The following is a 19115-nucleotide window of genomic DNA, read 5'->3' as shown; positions in this document are numbered from 1 at the left end:
GCCCCTTCAAATCGTCATTTGGTACGGTGTGCGAGCTGATCCGCCAGGACGGTCAGCGCCTGCGCCGCCTCCGGCTTGATCTGCGCCGCCGTCAGCGCCGCCATGGCCAGGTCCACGCGCTCCTCGATCATCGACTCGACCTTGGCCGGCGCCCCCGTGTCGGCCAGGATCTGGCGTAGCTCCGCCGCGCGCTCCTCGGACAGCTCCGGGTCGCCGTGCCAGCGCCTGAGATGGGCGAGCTGCGCCGGTGAGGCGTGCTGCACGGCGTGCGCGTACATCACCGTGTGCTTGCCCTCGCGCAGGTCGTCGAGCGCCGACTTGCCCGTCTCCGACGACGTGCCGAACGTGCCCAGCATGTCGTCGCGCAACTGGAACGCCTCGCCCAGCGGCAGCCCGAAGGCGGAGTAGGAGTCGAGCAGCTCCAGCGAGGCGCCGGCCAGGGCGCCGCCGATCTGCAGCGGCCGCTCGACGGTGTATTTGGCGGTCTTGTAGCGGATCATGGTGAGCGCCTCGTCCACGCTCGCCCCCGAGCGGAGCTGGCCGAGGATGTCGAGATATTGGCCGCTGATCACCTCGGTGCGCATGGCGTCGAACAGGTGGTGCGCGGCGCGCAACCGCGGCGGCTCGGCCCCGCACGACGACAGCAGCGCGTCGGACCACGCCAGGCTGAGCGTGCCCAGCAGGATGCCGCCCGCCTGCCCGAACGCCTCCGCGCCCGGGCCCCTGTGCAGCTCCGCCAGGTTTCTGTGCACGGTCGCCCGGCCCCGGCGCAGCTGGCTGCCGTCCATGATGTCGTCGTGGATGAGCAGGCCCGCGTGGCACAACTCCAGGGCCGCGCCGGCGCTGATGATCTCGTCGCAGTCGTCGCCCCCCGCGCCGCGCCAGCCCCAGTAACACAGCTGCGGCCTGATGCGCTTGCCGCCGCTCAGGATGAAGTCGGCCAGCAGCCCGTAGGCCGCCTCCACCCCCGGGTCGGAGACGGGAGCCCGCCAGACGTCAAGGAAGGCGGCCAACCTGCGATCAATGCGTGCAGCGAGGTGGTGCTGGGTGAAGCTCACCGGCATGCGAACGGCTCCTTATCGCTCCGACCGAGTCGCTACCAATAGTTAGTCACCCAATACAGAGAGTGTAAAGTGTCTTTTGGTACTGGCGTTGCGATCGACCATGTCTCTACCGGTCGCTGACGCGCAGCCCACTCCGCCGGGACCCCAGGTGACCGGCCCGCCCGGCGGGGCCGGCCCTCCGGCGGGCGGTTCAGGCGGGTTTCGCGCTCCCGGCGTGGGGCAGCGAGGTCGCATGAGAGTCGTGGTGGTGGGAGCCACAGGAAACGTCGGCACCAGCGTGGTCCGCGCGCTCGTCGCGGACAGCGGCGTGACCTCGATCGTCGGGGTCGCCCGCCGGCTGCCCGGGTGGCGGATCGACCGCACCGACTGGCGGCAGGCCGACGTGGCGAGCGACGACCTGGTGCGGATCTTCGACGGCGCCGACGCGGTGGTGCACCTCGCGTGGTTGTTCCAGCCGACCAGGGATCCGGCGACGACCTGGCGGGCCAACGTGCTGGGCAGCATGCGGGTGTTCAGGGCGGTGGCGGAGGCCGGGGTGCCCGCGCTGGTCCACGCCTCCTCCGTGGGGGCGTACTCACCGGGGCCCAAGGACCGGCCGGTGGACGAGAGCTGGCCCACGCACGGCTGGCCGGGCGCGGCGTACGGGCGGGAGAAGGCCTACGTCGAGCGGGTGCTCGACGTCTTCGAGCACGACCATCCCGGCATCCGCGTGGTGCGGATGCGGCCCGGCTTCATCTTCCAGCGGGCTGCCGCGACCGAGCAGCGCAGGTTGTTCGGCGGGCCGTTCGTGCCCCGGCGGCTGATCAGGCCGGGGCTGATCCCCTTCGTGCCGGACATCCCCGGGCTGCGGCTGCAGGTGCTGCACGCACGGGACGCGGCGGAGGCCTACCGGCTGGCCGTCACCAAGGAGGTGCGCGGCCCGTTCAACCTCGCCGCCGAGCCCGTGCTCGACCCGCACGACCTCGCCGAGATGCTCGGCACCCGCACCGTGCGGGTGGCGCCGCAGGTGGCCAGGGCGGTCGTCGCGGCAGGCTGGCGGCTGCGGCTCGTGCCCGCGGCGCCGGGCCTGCTGGAGCTCGCCCTCCGCATCCCGGTCATGAACGTGCGGCGTGCCAGGGAAGTGCTGGGCTGGACGCCGGAGTACTCATCGCAGGAGGCCATGCGGGAGTTGTTCCGCGGGCTGCGTGAGGGCGCCGGCATGGACACCGGACCGTTCGCCCCCGATCGCGGGCCGGCTCGCCGGATGCGCGAGCTCGCCACCGGCGTAGGAGGACGCAGCTGAAAACGATGACCCGTACGGACCACATCAGAACAGACCGTCAGCGAAACGTCGTGCCCCCCATCACTTTGCGCGTCGGCGACCAGGCGAGGTGGGAGGCCTGCCATGCGCATCCTGTTGACCCAGCCCTTCACGCTCGACGACGTGCCCGAGCTGCGCCGGTCCGTGGCCCGCTGCGCGGAGCACTCGGGGCTGAGCGGCTCCCGGCTGGCGGACTTCGTGCTGGCCGTGCATGAGAGCGTGGTCAACGCCGTCGAGCACGCGGGCGGGCACGGGCACTTCAGGCTGTGGACGGTCGACGGCTTCATCCTCGCGGAGACCACCGACGGGGGCACGGGCATCCCCGGCCGCTACTTCGACGGCCACCGCCTGCCGGCGGACTTCGCCGCGACGGGCAGGGGGATCTTCCTGATCCGCGAGCTGTGCGACGAGGCCGACTTCCGTACCGGCCCGTGCGGCACCACCGTCCGGCTCACCATGCGGTTAAGGCCGCAGGTTCGCGAAGCCAGGGAGCGGTTCCAGATCACGGTCCCGGATCAGCCGTGGTCCGGCCGCTTCCGCGCCTGACCACGTGGTGATCCCGGGCCGTCTGACCTGGCGGGGGGCCGGGTAGGCTCGGGGAGACGGAAAGGGACCACCACGTGAGCGCCGACACACCCAAGCTCGGGATCATCTCCCCGGTCCGGCGCATCGGGCGGCGGGAGTTCGACTTCGAGCGCCAGGTCGCCATCATGGCCATCGTCAACAGGACACCCAACTCCTTTCACGACCGGGGCCGCACCTACGCGCTCGACAGCGCCGTCGCGGCGGCGCGCAAGGCCGTCGCGGACGGGGCCGACTGGGTCGACGTCGGCGGGTTCGCCTTCAGCGCCGACCAGGAGCAAATTCCGGCCGAGGAGGAGATCGAGCGGGTCGTTCCCGTGATCGCCCAGGTCAGGGCCGTCACCGACGCCGTGATCTCCGTCGACACGCACAGGGCCCAGGTGGCGCGGGCGGCCGTCAAGGCCGGCGCCGACGTCATCAACGACACCAACGGCCTGCGCGAGCCGGGCATCGCGGAGACCGCGGCGGCGACCGGCGCCAGCGTGGTGGTCACCCACAGCCTCGGCGGGCCCGGCCGGCGGATCGCCCGGCCCAGCTACGCCGACGTCGTCAGGGAGGTGGCCGGCTTCCTGCGCGAGCGGGTCGAGTTCGCGCTGAAGGCGGGCATCCCGGCCGACCGGATCATCATCGATCCCGGTCACGACCTGAACAAGAACACCTACCACTCGCTGGAGCTCACGCGCAGGCTCGGCGAGATCACCTCGATGGGCTACCCCACGCTGGTGGCGCTGTCCAACAAGGACTTCATCGGCGAGACCCTCGACCGGCCGCAGGGCGAGCGCACCGAGGGCACGATCGCGGCCAACGTCGTCGCGATCCTCAAAGGCGCCCGCATCCTGCGCGTGCACGACGTGGCCGCGACGGTCGCGTCCGTACGCATGACCGAGGCCGTGCTCGGCTGGCGCGGCCCGATCGCGCCCGCCCACAACCTGACGTGAGGAGACTCGTACGTGACCGAGCGCAAGCCACCGGGGATGCCTTACGAGAGCTGGATCGACCGGCAGATCCGTGAGGCGGAGGCGCGCGGCGAGTTCGACGACCTGCCCGGCAAGGGCAAGCCGCTGCCCGGCCTCGACCGTGATCCCGGCGACATGTGGTGGATCAAGCAGAAGGTGGAGAGCGAGGGCCTGTCGATGCCCCTGCCGCCCACGCTGGCGCTGCGCAAGGACGCCGAGCAGGCGCTGGCCGAGGCTCGAGGCGCGCGCACCGAGGCCGAGGCCAGGAGCATCATCGAGGACGTCAACGGCCGCATCCGCGAGGCGATCAGGACGGGGCTGTCGGGCCCGCCGCTCAACCTGATGCCCTACGACGTCGACGAGATCGTGTCCGAGTGGCGCAGGGCACGGGGCGTGACCTGAGCGGATGACGATCAAGGGCCCGGGCCGCACTCGCGTGCGCCCGGGCCCCGTCAGGCGGGCGGAGGGATCCGGGTCAGGCGGGTCCCACCGTCCTGCCAGGCATCAGTTGATCGGCGGGTAGGCGTTGGCCAGCAGCTCGCGGAACTGCGCCGAGAACCACCGACCCGAGATCGGCGCGTTCGCCAGCGCGCCCGTCAGGTTGTTGCCGTTGAGGTCGTTGCCGGTGTAGGTCGGGTCGCACATCCGGTCGAACCTCTTGCCCTCGTCGTTGTCGATCTCCTCGCTGGAGCCGTCGGACTCGCCAGGAGGCTTGACCCAGACGTAGGCGTCCAGGCCGCTCGCCGGGCTGGCGGTCGGCCGCTCGCCCATGCCGGCGCCGCTCTGGTTGCACCAGTTGCCGGCGTGGATGCGCCGGTCGGCCCGCGACTCGTCGACGAACTGGTTGACGTTGGTCGAGGAGCTCGGGCCGCCCGGGCGGTCGGAGCCGCCCCAGCCGTTGCGCGAGGTGTCGATCAGCATGCCGAGCCCGCTCTTGAAGCCCTTGGCGATCAGGCGGTCGCGCAGGGCTTGGGCGAAGGTGAGCTCGTCGATGTAGTAGTTCCAGTCCACCCAGTCCGACTGGCGCACGGAGGTGCCGTTCACGTTCGTGTTGATGGTGAAGTGGGGTTCCGTGGTGATCGAGTAGTTGGCGGTGTTGACGATGAAGCCGTCCACGCTGTCCACGCCGGCCTCGGCGCCCGCGACGGTCTCGTAGAACAGGTCGACCGCCGGCTGGAAGTTCGAATCCCAGCCCAGCCAGGCGTGGTGGGCGGCGTCGACGTAGGTGTAGACGTTGGAGATGGCGTGCAGCTGGTCGAGCGCGTAGCGGACGCCGTCGCGATAGCCGCCGGGGCCGTCCGCTTCGCGGCAGTCCTCGAAGCTGTCGGTGTTGGTGATCAGGTTCGGCAGCGAGTCGGGCTCGATGATCGTGACGATGCGCAGATTGGCGTACTGCGGGTCGTCGAGGATGTCGGCGATCGGGTTGATGTACTCGTTCTTGTAGCGGTTGAACCCGTCCTCCGAGATGCGCAGCTCACCGTTGGAGGCCAGCGCCGAGCAGTCGCGGTTGGGCAGGTTGTAGATGACGACCTGGATGGTCAGCGGCGCGGAGCCGTTGGCGGCGTCCTGGCTGACGGCCTCGTCGAGGTGCTCGCGCAGGCTCATGGCGTCGGCGGAGCCGCCGATGGCGGCGATCCTGTCCATCCACACGGCGGTCGAGATGTCGGCCACCGCGGATCCGCCGGGCTCGGCCGCGGCCTTGGCCGACCAGTTGGGGTTCACGTAGCCGGTGGCGCCGGCGTACGGGTTCTCGACGTGCGGGCCGGGGTCGGTGCCGCCGTCGTCGTCGGCCTCGGTGGCGGTGACCGTCCTGGAGGTCAGGCCGGCGGAGGCGACGGTGAAGGTACGGGTGCCGTTGGCGGTGTCGGAGTCCTGGGCCGCGGCCAGGGTCACGGTCTGCGGGGTGTTCCAGTTCGAGGTGGTGAAGGTGCGGCTGGCGCCGGAGGAGACGGTCAGGTCGGCGTCGCCGCTGCCCGCCGTCGAGGTGACGGTGACGCTCGACGAGGGCTGCTCGGCCAGGCGCACCGTGTACGTGCCGGTGGAGCCCTCGGGCACGGTCACCGACGTCGGCGAGACGATGATCGACTGCTCCGTGGCGGCGTCGTCGTCGACCTCGGTCGCGGTGACCGTGGCGCCGGTGACGCCGGTGCCGGTGACGCTGAAGGACGCCGTGCCCGCCGCGGTGTCGCTGTCCTGGGCCGCGGCCAGGGTCACGGTCTGCGGCGTGTTCCAGTTGGACGGGGTGAAGGTCAGCGAGCCGCCCGAGCTCACGCTCAGGTCGGAGTCACCGTTGGTGCGGGTGGTGGCGACGGTCACGTTGGAGCTGGGGGCCGCGGAGAGCCGGGCCGTGAACGTGGCCGTGCCGCCCTCGTTCACGGCGACCGCGCTGGACGAGGTGACCACCGACGGATTGCGCCTCGTCGGGGTCGTGCCGCCGCAGGTGGTGCCGTTGACGGTGAACGACGTCGGGTCGGGGTTGCTGCCCGTCCAGGTGCCGTTGAAGCCGACGGAGACGGAAGCGCCGCCGGCCAGGCTGCCGTTGTAGGACATGTTGGTGCCGGTGACGCGGGTGCCCGACTGGCTCCATTGGGCGCCCCACCCGCTCGGGGTGTACTTCTGGCCCGTGGTCGGATAGTCGAACGCCAGCGTCCACGAGCTGAGCGCGTCGCCGGTGTTCTTCAGCGTGATGTTCGCGGTGAAACCGCCCTGGCCAGGGCTGCTCGTCCATTGGTTGGCCGTATAGGTGACGTCACAGGCCACGGCCGCCTGGGCGGGTGCGGCGGCCACGGCCGCGGTCGCGCTCGCCACGAGGACGAGGGTCGTGGCCACGGCCAGTCGCCTCGATAAGCGCGTCAGGATGAGAGGAGGTCTGTACTTCACGGGGTCTCCATGGGAGTAGGGGGTGTGGGAGCGCTCCCACGATGGATTGTGGATGCACCCCGGCGTATGTCAACGGAATGGCTTCCGGGTAACCCCCGTGTTTCCTCTCACCAGGCTGCCCGGGATGAAAGTTTCATCCTCATTCCATGGTATTCGGCGAGCATGCGGGGCGGCAATGAGGTCGGCGGAAGCGCCCCTCTGTACACGGCTGCGAGTCCGGCTCACCATGGGAGCGCTCCCAGCCACCTAGCACTGGAGATGATCGCTCGTGAGACTCCAACGCGGCCTCCGCAAATGGGCCGTGACCATGACCGCCGTGAGCGCCGCGGCCTTAGGACTCGTCGTCGGCCAGAGCACGGCCGCGAGCGCCGCGGTCGCCTGCGACGTGACCTACTCTGCCAATTCGTGGACGAGCAGCCCAGGTCAGGGCGGTTTCACCGCGAACATCACGCTGAAGAACACCGGCGACGCGCTCAGCTCGTGGACGCTGGCGTTCGACTATCCGACCACGGGCCAGAAGTACACCCCGAGCGGGTGGGGCGCCCAATGGAGCCAGTCGGGCACCCGCGTCACCGGCACCAACATGTCCTACAACGGCAGCCTGGCCGGCGGCGCTTCCGTCTCCGTCGGCTTCAACGGCACCTGGACGGGCAGCAACCCCGACCCGACGTCGTTCACCGTCAACGGCACCACCTGCGGCGGCGAGGGCTCCAACGAGGCGCCCACCGTGTCGCTGACCTCCCCCTCGGCCGGCCAGACCTACACCGCCCCGGCGAGCGTGGCCATCGCGGCCAACGCGGCCGACTCCGACGGCACGATCTCGAAGGTCGACTTCTACCAGGGCTCCACCCTGCTCGGCACCGACACCTCGGCGCCGTACGCCTACAACTGGACCGGCGTGGCGGCCGGCAGCTATTCGATCACCGCCAGGGCCACCGACAACGGCGGTGCGACCACGACCTCGTCGCCCGTCGGGATCACGGTCTCGCAGAACACCGGCCCCGCGCTCGTCGTCAGCCCCACCAGCCTGTCCGTGCCCGAAGGAGGCACCGCGAGCTTCGGCGTGAAACTGTCGCAGGCGCCCTCGTCCAACGTGAGCGTCTCCGTCGCCCGCGCGAGCGGTGACGCCGACCTCACCGTCTCCAGCGGCGCCACCAGGACGTTCACGCCGTCCAACTGGAACACCGAGCAGAACGTCACGCTGGCCGCGGCCGACGACTCCGACACGACGAGCGGCTCGGCCGTCTTCCGGGTCAGCGCCACCGGCTACGACCCCGTCGACGTCACCGCCAACGAGGCGGACGACGACGTCGGCGGCGGCAACGAGTACGTCCAGCGCTTCGTCGAGCTCTACAACGAGCTCCACGACCCGGACAACGGCTACTTCTCTCCCGAAGGGGTGCCGTACCACTCGATCGAGACGTTCATGGTCGAGGCGCCGGACCACGGGCACGAGACCACGTCCGAGGCCTACAGCTACTACCTGTGGCTGGAGGCGGTCTACGGGCAGGTCACCGGCGACTGGTCGAAGTTCAACGACGCGTGGACCTCGCTGGAGACGTACATCATCCCGTCCACGGAGGACCAGCCGACGAACTCCTTCTACGACCCGTCCAAGCCGGCCACGTACGCGGCCGAGCACCTGGAGATCAGCAACTACCCGACCGCGATGGAGACCGGCGTCTCCGTGGGCACCGACCCGCTGGCCAACGAGCTGCAGAGCGCGTACGGCACCCGCGACATCTACGGCATGCACTGGCTGCTCGACGTCGACAACACCTACGGCTTCGGCCGCTGCGGCGACGGCACGACCAGGCCCGCCTACATCAACACCTACCAGCGCGGCCCGGAGGAGTCGGTCTTCGAGACGATCCCGCAGCCGTCCTGCGACACGTTCGAGCACGGCGGCCCGAACGGCTACCTCGACCTGTTCATCGAGGACAGCGCCTACGCCAAGCAGTGGAAGTACACCAACGCCCCCGACGCCGACGCGCGGGCCGTGCAGGCGGCGTACTGGGCGCTGACCTGGGCCAAGGAGCAGGACAAGGAGTCGGAGATCTCCGCGACGGTGGCCAAGGCCGCCAAGATGGGCGACTACCTGCGCTACGCGATGTACGACAAGTACTTCAAGCAGCCCGGCTGCACCAGCCCCTCGTGCCCGGCGGGCTCCGGCAAGAACTCCGCCGCGTACCTGCTGAACTGGTACTACGCCTGGGGCGGCGCGACCGACTCCAACGCGGGATGGGCCTGGCGCATCGGCTCCAGCCACAACCACGCCGGCTACCAGAACCCGTTCGCGGCCTGGGCGCTGGCCAACGTGGCCGAGCTCAAGCCCAAGAGCGCGACCGGCTCCTCCGACTGGAGCACCAGCCTGACCCGCCAGTTGCAGTTCTACACCTGGCTGCAGTCGGACGAGGGCGCGATCGCCGGCGGCGCGACCAACAGCTGGGAGGGCCACTACGACACCCCGCCGAGCGACCTGCCGAAGTTCCACGGCATGACCTACGACTGGCAGCCGGTCTACCATGACCCGCCGTCGAACCAGTGGTTCGGCTTCCAGGCGTGGACGATGGAGCGGGTGGCCGAGCTCTACAACGTCACCGGCAACGCCGACGCCAAGGAGCTGCTCGACAAGTGGGTGGAGTGGGCGCTCGACAACACCACGGTCAACGCCGACGGCAGCTACGAGATCCCGTCGACGCTGCGGTGGAGCGGCGCGCCCGCGGGTGACTTCTCCGCCACGTCCGGCATGCCGCCCGCCAACCCGGACCTGCACGTGACCGTCCTGGACCACACGCAGGACGTGGGCGTCGCCGGATCGTACGCCAAGGTGCTGATGTACTACGCGGCCAGGGCGAACCACGCCGAGGCGCGTGACACGGCCAAGGCACTGCTCGACGGCGTCTGGGCGAACCGCGACGAGGCGGGCGTGTCGGTGCCGGAGACCAAGTCCGACTACCGCCGCGTCACCGACCCGGTGTACGTGCCGCCGGGCTGGAGCGGCGAGATGCCCAACGGCGACCCGATCAACGAGGACTCCACGTTCCTGTCGATCAGGTCCTTCTACGAGGACGACCCCGACTGGCCGAAGGTCGAGGCCTTCCTGAACGGCGGGGAGGCGCCGGTCTTCAACTACCACCGGTTCTGGGCGCAGGTGGACGTCGCCGTCGCGCTCGCCGAGTACGGGCGGCTCTTCCCGTGAGGAGGACGACTCTGATAGCGGCGGTGTCGCTGGTCCTGCCCCTGGTGACAGGGGCAGGGCCGGCGGCCCGTGCCGCCGAGCCCGCCTTCGCCTACGGCGAGGCGCTGCAGAAGTCCCTGTGGTTCTACGAGGCCCAGCAGTCGGGCGAGCTGCCCGACTGGAACCGCGTCTCCTGGCGCGGTGACTCGGCCGTGGACGACGGCGACGACGTGGGGACGGATCTCACGGGCGGCTGGTACGACGCGGGTGACCACGTCAAGTTCGGCTTCCCGATGGCGTTCTCCGCCACCATGCTGGCCTGGGGCGCGGTCGAGTACCGCGACGCCTACGCGGACTCCGGCCAGCTCTCCCACCTGCTGAACAACCTCAAGTTCGTCAACGACTACTTCATCAAGGCCCACCCGTCGCCGAACGTGCTCTACGGGCAGGTCGGCAACGGCGGCACGGACCACGCGTGGTGGGGTCCGGCCGAGGCGATGGGGATGGAGCGGCCGGCGTACAAGATCGATGCTTCGTGCGGCGGGTCGGATCTGGCGGGGGAGACGGCGGCGGCGATGGCGGCCTCCTCGATCGTCTTCCGCCCGACAAATCCGGAATATGCCGACACGCTGGTGACGCACGCCGAACAGCTGTACTCCTTCGCCGACACGGTCAGGAAGAAGTACACCGAGTGCATCACCGACGCCTCCAGCTACTACAACTCCTGGAGCGGCTACAACGACGAGCTGGTGTGGGGCGCGATCTGGCTCTACCGGGCCACGGACGACGCCTCCTACCTGGCCAAGGCCGAAGCCGGCTACGACAACCTCGGCAACGAGCCGCAGACCAGCACCAAGTCGTACAAGTGGACGATCGCCTGGGACGACAAGTCCTACGGCGCGTACGTGCTGCTGCACAAGCTCACCGGCAAGCAGCGCTACCTCGACGACGCCAACCGCTGGCTGGACTGGTGGACGGTCGGCGTCAACGGGTCGAAGGTGGCCTACTCGCCGGGCGGCCAGGCCGTGCTCGACCGGTGGGGCTCGCTGAGGTACGCGGCCAACACGGCGTTCGCGGCGCTCGTGCACAGCGACTCGATCACCGACGCGACCCGCAAGGCCCGCTACCACGACTTCGCGGTCAGCCAGATCGACTACGCGCTCGGCGACAACCCGCGGGACTCGTCGTACGTGATCGGGTTCGGCGACAACCCGCCGAAGAACCCGCACCACCGCACGGCGCACGGCTCGTGGACCGACCAGATCACCAACCCCGAGCAGACCCGCCACACGCTGTACGGGGCGCTCGTCGGCGGCCCGCCCGACCCGAACGACGCCTACACCGACGAGCGGGACGACTACGTCATGAACGAGGTCGCCACCGACTACAACGCCGGCTTCACCAGCGCGCTGGCCCGGCTCTACCAGGAGTACGGGGGCGCTCCCGCGGCGAACTTCCCGCAGGAGGAGACCCCGGACGGGCCCGAGATCTTCGTCGAGGCCGGCGTGAACGCGTCGGGCTCGACCTTCACGGAGATCAAGGCCATCGTCCGCAACCGGTCGGCCTGGCCCGCCAGGGTGCTGTCCGACGGCTCGTTCCGCTACTACTTCACCCTCGACGGCTCGACGACGGCCTCGCAGATCAGCGTGTCGTCGGCCTACACGCAGTGCGCGGCGCCCACGCTTCACCCCACGGGCGGCACCACGTACTACGTGCGCATCGACTGCTCGGGCGAGGACATCGCCCCGGCGGGACAGTCGCAGCACCGCAGGGAGGTGCAGTTCAGGATCTCCAGCGCGGGCACGTGGGACCCGGCCAACGACTGGTCGTACCAGGGCATCCCCACCACGCCCGGCACGACGCCGGAGAGAACCGAACGCATCGCCCTCTACAGCGGCGACTCCAAGATCTGGGGTGAGCCCCCGGGTCCGGACGTGGAGGACGACACTGCGCCCAGCAAGCCCGGCACGCCCGCGGTCTCCGCGATCACGGGTTCGAGCGCCAGGCTCGGCTGGACGTCCTCCACGGACAACGTGGGAGTGGCCGGCTATGACGTCTACCTGGGGTCCACCAAGGTAGGCACGGCCACGACCACGTCCTACGACCTGACCGGGCTCACCCCTTCCACCGAGTACACCGCCCACGTGGTGGCCAGGGACGCGGCGGGCAACACCTCGCCGCCGTCGGACGCCACGACGTTCACCACCTCCGACACGCCCGCGCCCGCCGACGGGTGCGTGGCGGAGTTCGAGGTGACGAACGCGTGGGGCGGCGCCTACCAGGCCGAGGTGACGGTGCGCAACGGCGGCACGGAGGCGATCGGCGGCTGGACGGTCGCCTGGACGTCGCAGAGCTCGATCACGCAGCTCTGGGGCGGCAGGCACACGGTCTCCGGCTCCGCCGTCACCGTCGCGAACGAGGCGTGGAACGGCTCGCTCGCCCCCGGCGCCACCACCACGTTCGGCTTCATCGCGAACGGCACGCCGGCCACGCCCGACCCGATCACCTGCACCGCCACCTGACCCCGGGTCGAACCCGTCGGCCCCTTGCTGCGTATGAGGAGGTGAGGCGAAGCAACACTCCTGCCTTGTGACACATCCCGCCCGGATGGGACGGACGCGGCCCGATACCTCCAGTCGGCGCCGCGTCCGTTCGTGTCCGTCACCGGTTCATCTGGCTGTGGTGGCCTGCGCGAAGCGCTGCTTGGCCGCCTCGATGGCGGAGTCGTCCGAGAAGTCCGCGAACGCCTGCTCGTGGTAGCGCGGGGGGATGAGCCGCCTGACCCGCTCCGGATAACCCGCGCCCGCCTCCGGCACCTTGACGAGGGGCGGGATGCCGAGGCGTACGGCGATGGGCCCCGAGGCGCGCACGGAGACCGGCCATTCGCTGCTCTCGCCGGTGATGGCGCAGAGGTGACGGGCGTAGACCCACTTCACCTCGACGAGGGAGGACGCGCCGGCCGGTTCGGTCCCGAACGGCTCCACGGCGCACACGACGTCCGACTCGAAGGTGTGGCCGTGTGCATGGTGCTCGCCGGTCGACGCCCGTTCCAGGATCATGGTGACCTGGGCGGCGAGCTCCTCGTTCAGCTGGGCGGAGGGCTGCCTGCCCGCGAAGAACATCACCCCGGCCAGGGTCAGGCCGGCCAGGGTGACGCTCGCCGCGACAAGCCCGCGACGCGTTCTGATCACGAGCTGGTGCAGCTCAGGGTGGGTGCTGGGTTGGGGATGGAGCCGGTCGCGTTGAAGCCGAACGAGGTGGTCGCGTTCGGCGCGAGCTGGCCGTTGTAGGAGGCGTTCTTGACGGTCACGTTGGGCGGTTGCCCGGACAGGACGCCGTTCCACGGCGAGCCGTCGAAGGCCTGGCCGCCGCCGTAGGTCCAGGAGACCGTCCAGCCGTTCAGCGCGCTGTCGCCCGTGTTGCGCACGGTCACCTCACCCTGGAAGTGGCCGGCCCAGCCGGTGTCGGTGGCCTTCCATGTCGCGGTGCAGCCGCTGTCGCCGGGCGGCGGGTCGGTCGGCGTGACCGTGGGGTCGGGGTCGGGGTCCGGCGTGCCGCCGCCGGGGCCGACTCCGGTCACTTCGCCGTTGCCGCCGTCGAAGACGACGTCGGAGCAGCTGTAGAAGTTCTCGTTGCTGTCCGAGCGGATCCAGTGGGTGAAGATGATGTGCCGCCCGCTCTTGCCGGACGGGAGCTGGGCGTTCCAGTAGTAGTAGCCGAGCCCGCCGGGGCCGCCGTTCTTGGGCGGGTTGGTGACGGTGCCGAACGGCTCGAGGTCGGACCACTTGAGCGGGCCGTTGGGGTTCCAGCCGTTCTTGGTGATGTAGTAGTCGAAGTCGCCCGGGTGCTCGGCCCAGTTGCTGTGCCGCATCTGAATGTTGGCGCCCGCGGTCAAGTGGGTCAGCGGCCAGTCGTTGCGGACCGCGTTGTAGGCCGAGAAGTCGTAGGGCCCGCCGGTGCCTCCGCTGCAGATCTGCCCGTCGGGGATGAATCCGGTGGTCCGGCCCGCGCCGTCGGAGCGCAGCACGGCGAACCAGTTGTACAGAGGGGTCGTGCCGCTCTGCGCGACCGCGTCGGCGCAGGCGGGGTTGTAGGGCTGGATCTGGCCGTTGTCCCGGAGGCCGTCCTGCCAGCACAGGAACGTGCGGCTGCCGGGGAACATCGTCACGCCGTGGGCCTGTGCCGGTGAGGGCACCATCAGGACACTCGTGATCAGAACCATGACGGCGGTGAGCGCCGCCGACTTGAACAATCTCATGGGGGATTCCCTTGCGCTGACGACAGAGGAAAGCCTGCCCATGACCAGCCCGCCCGGCCAGCGCATTGAATCATGGGACCGGCCGATCCGACAACGCGCCGTGAAACTTTCAGCCGATCTTGGTCATGGTTCCGCTGGTCGCCGCCGCCGGGGTGCTTCGCGTACATCGGGGCTGCCGGGAGGCTGCCATATTGGGAGCGCTCCCAGTACACTTCCTCACCAGGACGGGAGCACATGCCATCAGGCTCGCGCGGCCGTGCTTTGCGAGGGGCGCGGCCGCGCGTTGGAGGGGTACGGCTGGTGCTGCCGTACCCCTCATCAACGCCGTCAGTTCGGGCCGAGTGCGGTCTCGATGTCGTCGAGCCTGGCCTCCAGCTCGCTCAGGCAGGCCGGCGCCAGCCGGCCCTCCCGCATGCGGTCGGAGAGCTTGCCGCGCAGGCGCTCGGTCCCGCTCGACGCCGCGGGGCCGTGCGGCGCGACGAGGCCGTTCAGCACCTGGTTGAGGTCGAGCACGACGTCGGCGTCCGTAGCGCCGCACGGAGTCCTGTCCTCCAGCGTGGTCCTGAAGCCGGCCACCGCCTGCTCGACGGTGATCGCCGAGGACGGCGAGCTCTCGACCAGCGGAGACGTGGGGGACGGCCGCGGCTGCGCGGCCTGCTCCGGCACGTGGAGCTCCGACTGCTGGAACCAGAGCAGGATCGACAGCGCGACCGTCGCGGAGCCCGCGACCGTGAGCGCGCGCCTGACATGCCGGCCCAGGGTGGCCGCGCCCAGCGCGCCGGTCAGCGCCGCGACGATCTCCGCCGCGCCCGGCCGCTCCTCCGGCCGGTGCGCCAGGCAGCGCTGGCACAGCGTGGCGACGGCGTAGGGCACGCCGGGCACCCGGGGAGGCGGCGCCGTCCTCCTGGCCGCCTCGATCTCCTCCCACGTCGTCTCCGGGTACGGGGTACGCCCGGTGAGCATGGTGTGCAGCAACACGCCCAGGGCGTACACGTCGACCGCGGGATGGGTGGGCGCGCCGTGCAGCCGCTCGGGTGCGACGTAGGGCGGGGTGCCGCGGTCGTCGTCGGGGTCGCCCGCCCAGGCCGCGATGCCGAAGTCGAGCAGCTTCGGTCCGTCGGCGGTGAGCAGCACGTTCTCGGCCGTGACGTCCCTGTGGACCAGGCCGCGGGCGTGCCCGGCCATCAGCACCCTGGCCAGCCGCAGCGCGATCGCGGCGGCCTCGGTCCACGGCAGCGGGCCCTGCTCGACGCGCTCGGCCAGCGGCGTGCCGTCGAGCAGTGGCATCACCACGAACGCCGCGACGCCCCCGCCCGTGGTGACGGTCTCGCCGTAGTCGTAGATCTCGATGGAGTCGGGGTGGATGAACCTGGCCGCGGCGCGTGCCTCGCTGCGTACGCTGACGCGCTCGCCGTGGTCGGCGTGGAGTGACGAGGTGAGCACCTTGACCGCGACCATCCGGTGCAGGGACTGGTCGAAGGCGCGCCAGATGACCGACATGCCCCCGCGGGCCAGCGGATCCAGCAGCAGATACCGGCGGGCCAGCACATCCCCAGGCTCAAGCCGACTCACGGACGACCAGTTCCGTGGGGAGAACGGGGTCGATGCCCGCGGCGCCCGTCAGGAGCAGCCGGGTGGCGACCGTGGCGAGCTCCTCGACGGGCTGGCGGACGGTGGTCAGCGTGGGGACGGTGTGCCTGGCGACCGGGGCGTCGTCGAATCCGATCACCGCCACGTCGGTCGGCACCTTGCGCCCGGCCCTGCGCAGCGCCTGGATCGCGCCCGCCGCCATCAGGTCGGAGGCCACGAAGACGGCGTCGAGGCCCGGGGCGTGGCGTAACAACCACTGCATGGCGTGGGTGCCGGAGGCGGCGGTGAAGTCACCGTAGGCCACGGGCACGTCGGGTGCGCCCGCCGCCCGCAGGGTGCGCACCAGGCCGTCTAATCGGTCACGCGCGGCGGGCAACGAGGGCGGCCCGCCGATGGCGGCGACGTTGCGGCGGCCGGTCAGCAGGAAGTGCTCCGCCGCCTGGCGGCCGCCGTCGATGTTGTCGACGTCGACGTAGGGGAGTTTGAGGTCGTGGGGCGGGCGGCCGATGTTGCGCACCGGGATGCCCGCGGTGGACAACTTGATCGCCAGCGGATGGCGCTCTCTCGCGCCCACGATGAGCACCGCACCGGACAGGGCGGGCAGCGTGGACGACGTGGGGGTGACGGTGGTCACCATGAGATGGGTGCCGTGCTCGGCGATCACGCTGCCGGCCGCGGACAGGAGCCTGGCGTAGTAGGGCTCGGAGAAGAGCCGGGGAAGGTGGTCACAGATCACCGCTGTGACACCGTCGGCCATGGTTTTGGCGGCCGTTCCCCGTGGTGCGCGTTGCCGTACGTAGCCCATTCGGGAGACGGCGTCGTAGACTTGGCGGCGGGTCGAAGTGCTGACCCGCACCGAGCCGGTGAGGACTCGTGATGCGGTCGCGGGGGAAACCCCTGCAGCGGCCGCCACCTGTGCCAGTGTGGGCTGCTCGGTCATGGAGCACCTCGCGGAAAGATCCTGGGAGCGCTCCCACGTTACCAATGTTTCGCCGTTGTTAATAGGGCCTTTGCAAGGAGTGCGTCCTGCTGTACGGACGCATTCCGGATTGCTCAGCCAGGCATGCCGGTAGTCGGGGAAACTTTCCGGGCCGCCGGATTTCGGGCGGCCCGGTTAGACATTTCCGGACTTTCTTAGGGGGTCACCCGAGGCCGACATCCGCGTCGTCCAGCTCCGGATCGGTGGCCTCGTCGCCGGAGTCCGGCTCCGACCGGTCCGACCGCGAGGGCTGGCAGCTCGAACCGCAGCCGCCGAAACGCGAGGTGTCCATCGGGTGGAATTCGGTCTCCGGCACGCCCTTCAGCGCCAGGAGCATGGTGTCCTTCCAGATCGGCCCCGGAATCGAGGCGCCGAACACCGAGCTGTAGTAGCGGCCGCCGATGGTGACGCCGTTGAGCTTGTGCTTCTGCGCGCCCCGCGTGTCACCGATGCTGACCGCCCCCGCCAGATCCGGGGTGAACCCGGCGAACCAGGCGGCGGCCTGGTCGTCCGTGGTGCCGGTCTTGCCGCCCGCCGGGCGGCCGATGCCGCCGACGCCGCGCATCGTGCCCTTGGTGAAGACCCCCTCCAGGATGTACGACGCGGCGTCCGCGACCTCGGGATCCAACGCCTGCTTGCACTCGGGCTCGTACGTCTTCGTCTTGCCGTACCGGTCGGTGATCTTGCTGATGGCCATGGGCTTGCAGTATTTGCCCCGGGCGCCGATCGCCGCGTAGGCGGTGGCCACGGTCACCGGGTCCATCTCGTTGGTGCCGAGCGTGAACGTCTCGAACTCCGTCAGCGGCAACCCGTCGGAGCGCTTGATGCCCAGCGACTTGGCCGTCTTGACCGTGTCGCACAGCCCGACCTTCTGCTCCAGCGCCACGAAGAAGGTGTTCACCGAGCCCCAGGTGCCGGTGGCCAGCGACTTGAAGCCGCCGCCGCCTCCCTCGGCGTTGGTGACGGTGTGGGAGGGGTCGCCGATGTTCTCGCCCTTGCAGTTCTTGAACGACGAATAGTAGGGCGCGCGGTAACCGCTGCCGGTGGAGACCCCGTCGTGGATCTTCATGCCCTCCTTGAGCGCGGTGAGCAGCGTGAAGACCTTGAACGTCGAGCCCGCCTGGAAGCCGGTGCCGCCGCCGTGCACCGCGTCGGCGACCACGTTGTACGACATCTCGTTCTTGCGCTTGTTGTCGCCGTACTTACGGCTGGCGGCCATCGCCTTGATCGCGCCCGTGCCCGGCTCCACCAGGGCTTCGGAGGCGACCGCCTTGTCCGACGCGTACACGTGCTTCCTGATGGCCCGGTCGGCGGCCTTCTGCATCTTCGGGTCGAGCGTCGTCTGGATCGTCAGGCCGCCCCGGTTGAGGAACTGGGTCCTGGCCTTCTTCGTCGCACCGAAGATCTTGTTGCTGAGGATCTCGTTGCGCACGTACATGCAGAAGTAGGGATAGGCGCTGGCACCGCAGCCGCCGGGCAGCGGCTGGCCCTTGTCGAAGCCGAGCTTCTCGGCCTTGGCCTCCTTGGCCTGCGCGGGCGTGATCTTGCCCAGCTCGGCCATCCTGTCGAGCACCACGTTGCGCCGGTGCAGCAGCCGCTCGCGCTGCTCCCTGCCGAGGTTGGGGTCGGTCGCGTTGGGATCCTGCACCGCGCCGGCCAGGGTCGCGGACTGCACCAGGTTCAGGCCGGCCGCGTCGACCCCGAAGAAGCGCTTGGCCGCTGCCTCGACGCCGTAGGCGCCGGCCCCGAAGTAGGCGATGTTGAGATATTTCTCGAGAATCTGGTCCTTGGTGTACTTCTTCTCGACCGCCATCGCGTAGCGCAGCTCCCTGAGCTTGCGCGCGTAGCTGGCCTCGAGCGCCGCGTTCTTCTCTTTCTCGGTGGTCGCCGAGTTGAGCAGCACCTGCTTGACGTACTGCTGGGTGATGGACGAGCCGCCCTGGGCGATGCCGCCGGAGCTGAGGTTCTTGGCCAGGGCACGCAGGGTGCCCTCGATGTCGATGGCGCCGTGCTCGTAGAAGCGGAAGTCCTCGATCGAGATGATGGCCGTCTTCATGATCTCGGCCACGTCGGCGAGCTTGACGTTCTCGCGATATTCCTCGTAGAACTGCGCGATCTGGTTGCCCTTGGCGTCGAGCACCGTCGTCTTCTCCGCGAGCGGGGGCTCCTTGAGCTCCTCGGGTTTGATGCCGAGCTCCTCCGATGCCGAGACGAACATCGCTCCCGTGCCTCCGACCGCCGGCAGCGCGATGGCCGCGGTCACCACACCTGCAGCCACCGCCGCACCGGTCAGGCGCGCGATACCCGACATACGGGACATTCTGG

Annotated in this window: 13 protein-coding genes; 6 read left to right on the top strand and 7 right to left on the bottom strand. The window is 70.0% G+C overall.

Annotated elements, in window-relative coordinates; genetic code table 11:
- Nucleotides 1–14: 14 nt before the first annotated feature.
- Nucleotides 15–1064 (bottom strand): polyprenyl synthetase family protein, encoded by a 1050-nt coding sequence (locus ABGB01_RS14130; protein ID WP_347773733.1) that lies wholly within the window; start codon nucleotides 1062–1064, stop codon nucleotides 15–17.
- Between the two features lie 232 nt (nucleotides 1065–1296).
- Between ABGB01_RS14130 and ABGB01_RS14125 the strand changes: the two genes are divergently transcribed.
- The 4 genes from ABGB01_RS14125 (at nucleotide 1297) to ABGB01_RS14110 (ending at nucleotide 4304) form a co-directional block, all read left to right on the top strand.
- A complete protein-coding gene (locus ABGB01_RS14125; RefSeq protein WP_347773732.1) occupies nucleotides 1297–2346 on the top strand; it encodes an NAD-dependent epimerase/dehydratase family protein in 1050 nt (349 codons plus the stop codon).
- Between the two features lie 102 nt (nucleotides 2347–2448).
- Nucleotides 2449–2910, top strand: a complete 462-nt coding sequence (locus tag ABGB01_RS14120; RefSeq protein WP_347773731.1) for an ATP-binding protein — start codon at nucleotides 2449–2451, stop codon at nucleotides 2908–2910.
- A 74-nt stretch (nucleotides 2911–2984) separates the two neighbouring features.
- The gene (folP, locus tag ABGB01_RS14115) at nucleotides 2985–3884 is read left to right on the top strand and encodes a dihydropteroate synthase (RefSeq protein ID WP_347773730.1); all 900 of its coding nucleotides are present in this window, start codon (nucleotides 2985–2987) and stop codon (nucleotides 3882–3884) included.
- Nucleotides 3885–3896: 12 nt separating this feature from the next.
- The gene (locus tag ABGB01_RS14110) at nucleotides 3897–4304 is read left to right on the top strand and encodes a DUF1992 domain-containing protein (protein ID WP_347773729.1); all 408 of its coding nucleotides are present in this window, start codon (nucleotides 3897–3899) and stop codon (nucleotides 4302–4304) included.
- A gap of 102 nt (nucleotides 4305–4406) precedes the next feature.
- Here the strand turns inward: ABGB01_RS14110 and ABGB01_RS14105 are convergent, their stop codons facing one another.
- Nucleotides 4407–6731 carry a glycoside hydrolase family 6 protein gene (locus tag ABGB01_RS14105; protein ID WP_347773728.1) on the bottom strand — a complete coding sequence of 775 codons (2325 nt, stop codon included), beginning with the start codon at nucleotides 6729–6731 and terminating at the stop codon, nucleotides 4407–4409.
- 319 nt (nucleotides 6732–7050) lie between these two features.
- On the opposite strand from ABGB01_RS14105, the gene ABGB01_RS14100 reads away from it, so the two are divergent.
- Together ABGB01_RS14100 and ABGB01_RS14095 are read left to right on the top strand one after the other, a co-directional pair.
- The gene (locus ABGB01_RS14100; protein WP_347773727.1) at nucleotides 7051–9984 is read left to right on the top strand and encodes a glycoside hydrolase family 48 protein; all 2934 of its coding nucleotides are present in this window, start codon (nucleotides 7051–7053) and stop codon (nucleotides 9982–9984) included.
- Between the two features lie 14 nt (nucleotides 9985–9998).
- Nucleotides 9999–12485, top strand: coding sequence for a glycoside hydrolase family 9 protein (locus tag ABGB01_RS14095; RefSeq protein WP_347773831.1), 2487 nt, complete (start codon nucleotides 9999–10001; stop codon nucleotides 12483–12485).
- Between the two features lie 147 nt (nucleotides 12486–12632).
- On the opposite strand, the gene ABGB01_RS14090 is transcribed toward ABGB01_RS14095, so the two are convergent.
- From ABGB01_RS14090 to ABGB01_RS14070, 5 genes are all read right to left on the bottom strand, one after another.
- Complete coding sequence (locus ABGB01_RS14090) at nucleotides 12633–13154, bottom strand: hypothetical protein (protein WP_347773726.1); 522 nt, start codon at nucleotides 13152–13154, stop codon at nucleotides 12633–12635.
- Nucleotides 13151–14221, bottom strand: coding sequence for a lytic polysaccharide monooxygenase (locus ABGB01_RS14085; RefSeq protein WP_347773725.1), 1071 nt, complete (start codon nucleotides 14219–14221; stop codon nucleotides 13151–13153). Before ABGB01_RS14085 ends, ABGB01_RS14090 begins: the two co-directional genes overlap by 4 nt.
- Before the next feature lie 327 nt (nucleotides 14222–14548).
- Complete coding sequence (locus ABGB01_RS14080; protein ID WP_347773724.1) at nucleotides 14549–15769, bottom strand: serine/threonine-protein kinase; 1221 nt, start codon at nucleotides 15767–15769, stop codon at nucleotides 14549–14551.
- Nucleotides 15770–15779: 10 nt separating this feature from the next.
- Nucleotides 15780–16751: a LacI family DNA-binding transcriptional regulator gene (locus ABGB01_RS14075; protein ID WP_347773723.1), complete on the bottom strand. Its 972-nt coding sequence runs from the start codon at nucleotides 16749–16751 to the stop codon at nucleotides 15780–15782.
- Between the two features lie 202 nt (nucleotides 16752–16953).
- Nucleotides 16954–19101 carry a transglycosylase domain-containing protein gene (locus ABGB01_RS14070; protein WP_347773722.1) on the bottom strand — a complete coding sequence of 716 codons (2148 nt, stop codon included), beginning with the start codon at nucleotides 19099–19101 and terminating at the stop codon, nucleotides 16954–16956.
- Nucleotides 19102–19115 lie beyond the last annotated feature (14 nt).

Source organism: Nonomuraea sp. B5E05, from assembly GCF_039880665.1.
Classification (GTDB): Bacteria; Actinomycetota; Actinomycetes; order Streptosporangiales; family Streptosporangiaceae; genus Nonomuraea.
The sequence above is the reverse complement of the archived record's forward strand: the minus strand, read 5'-3'. Positions and strand labels throughout refer to the sequence as shown.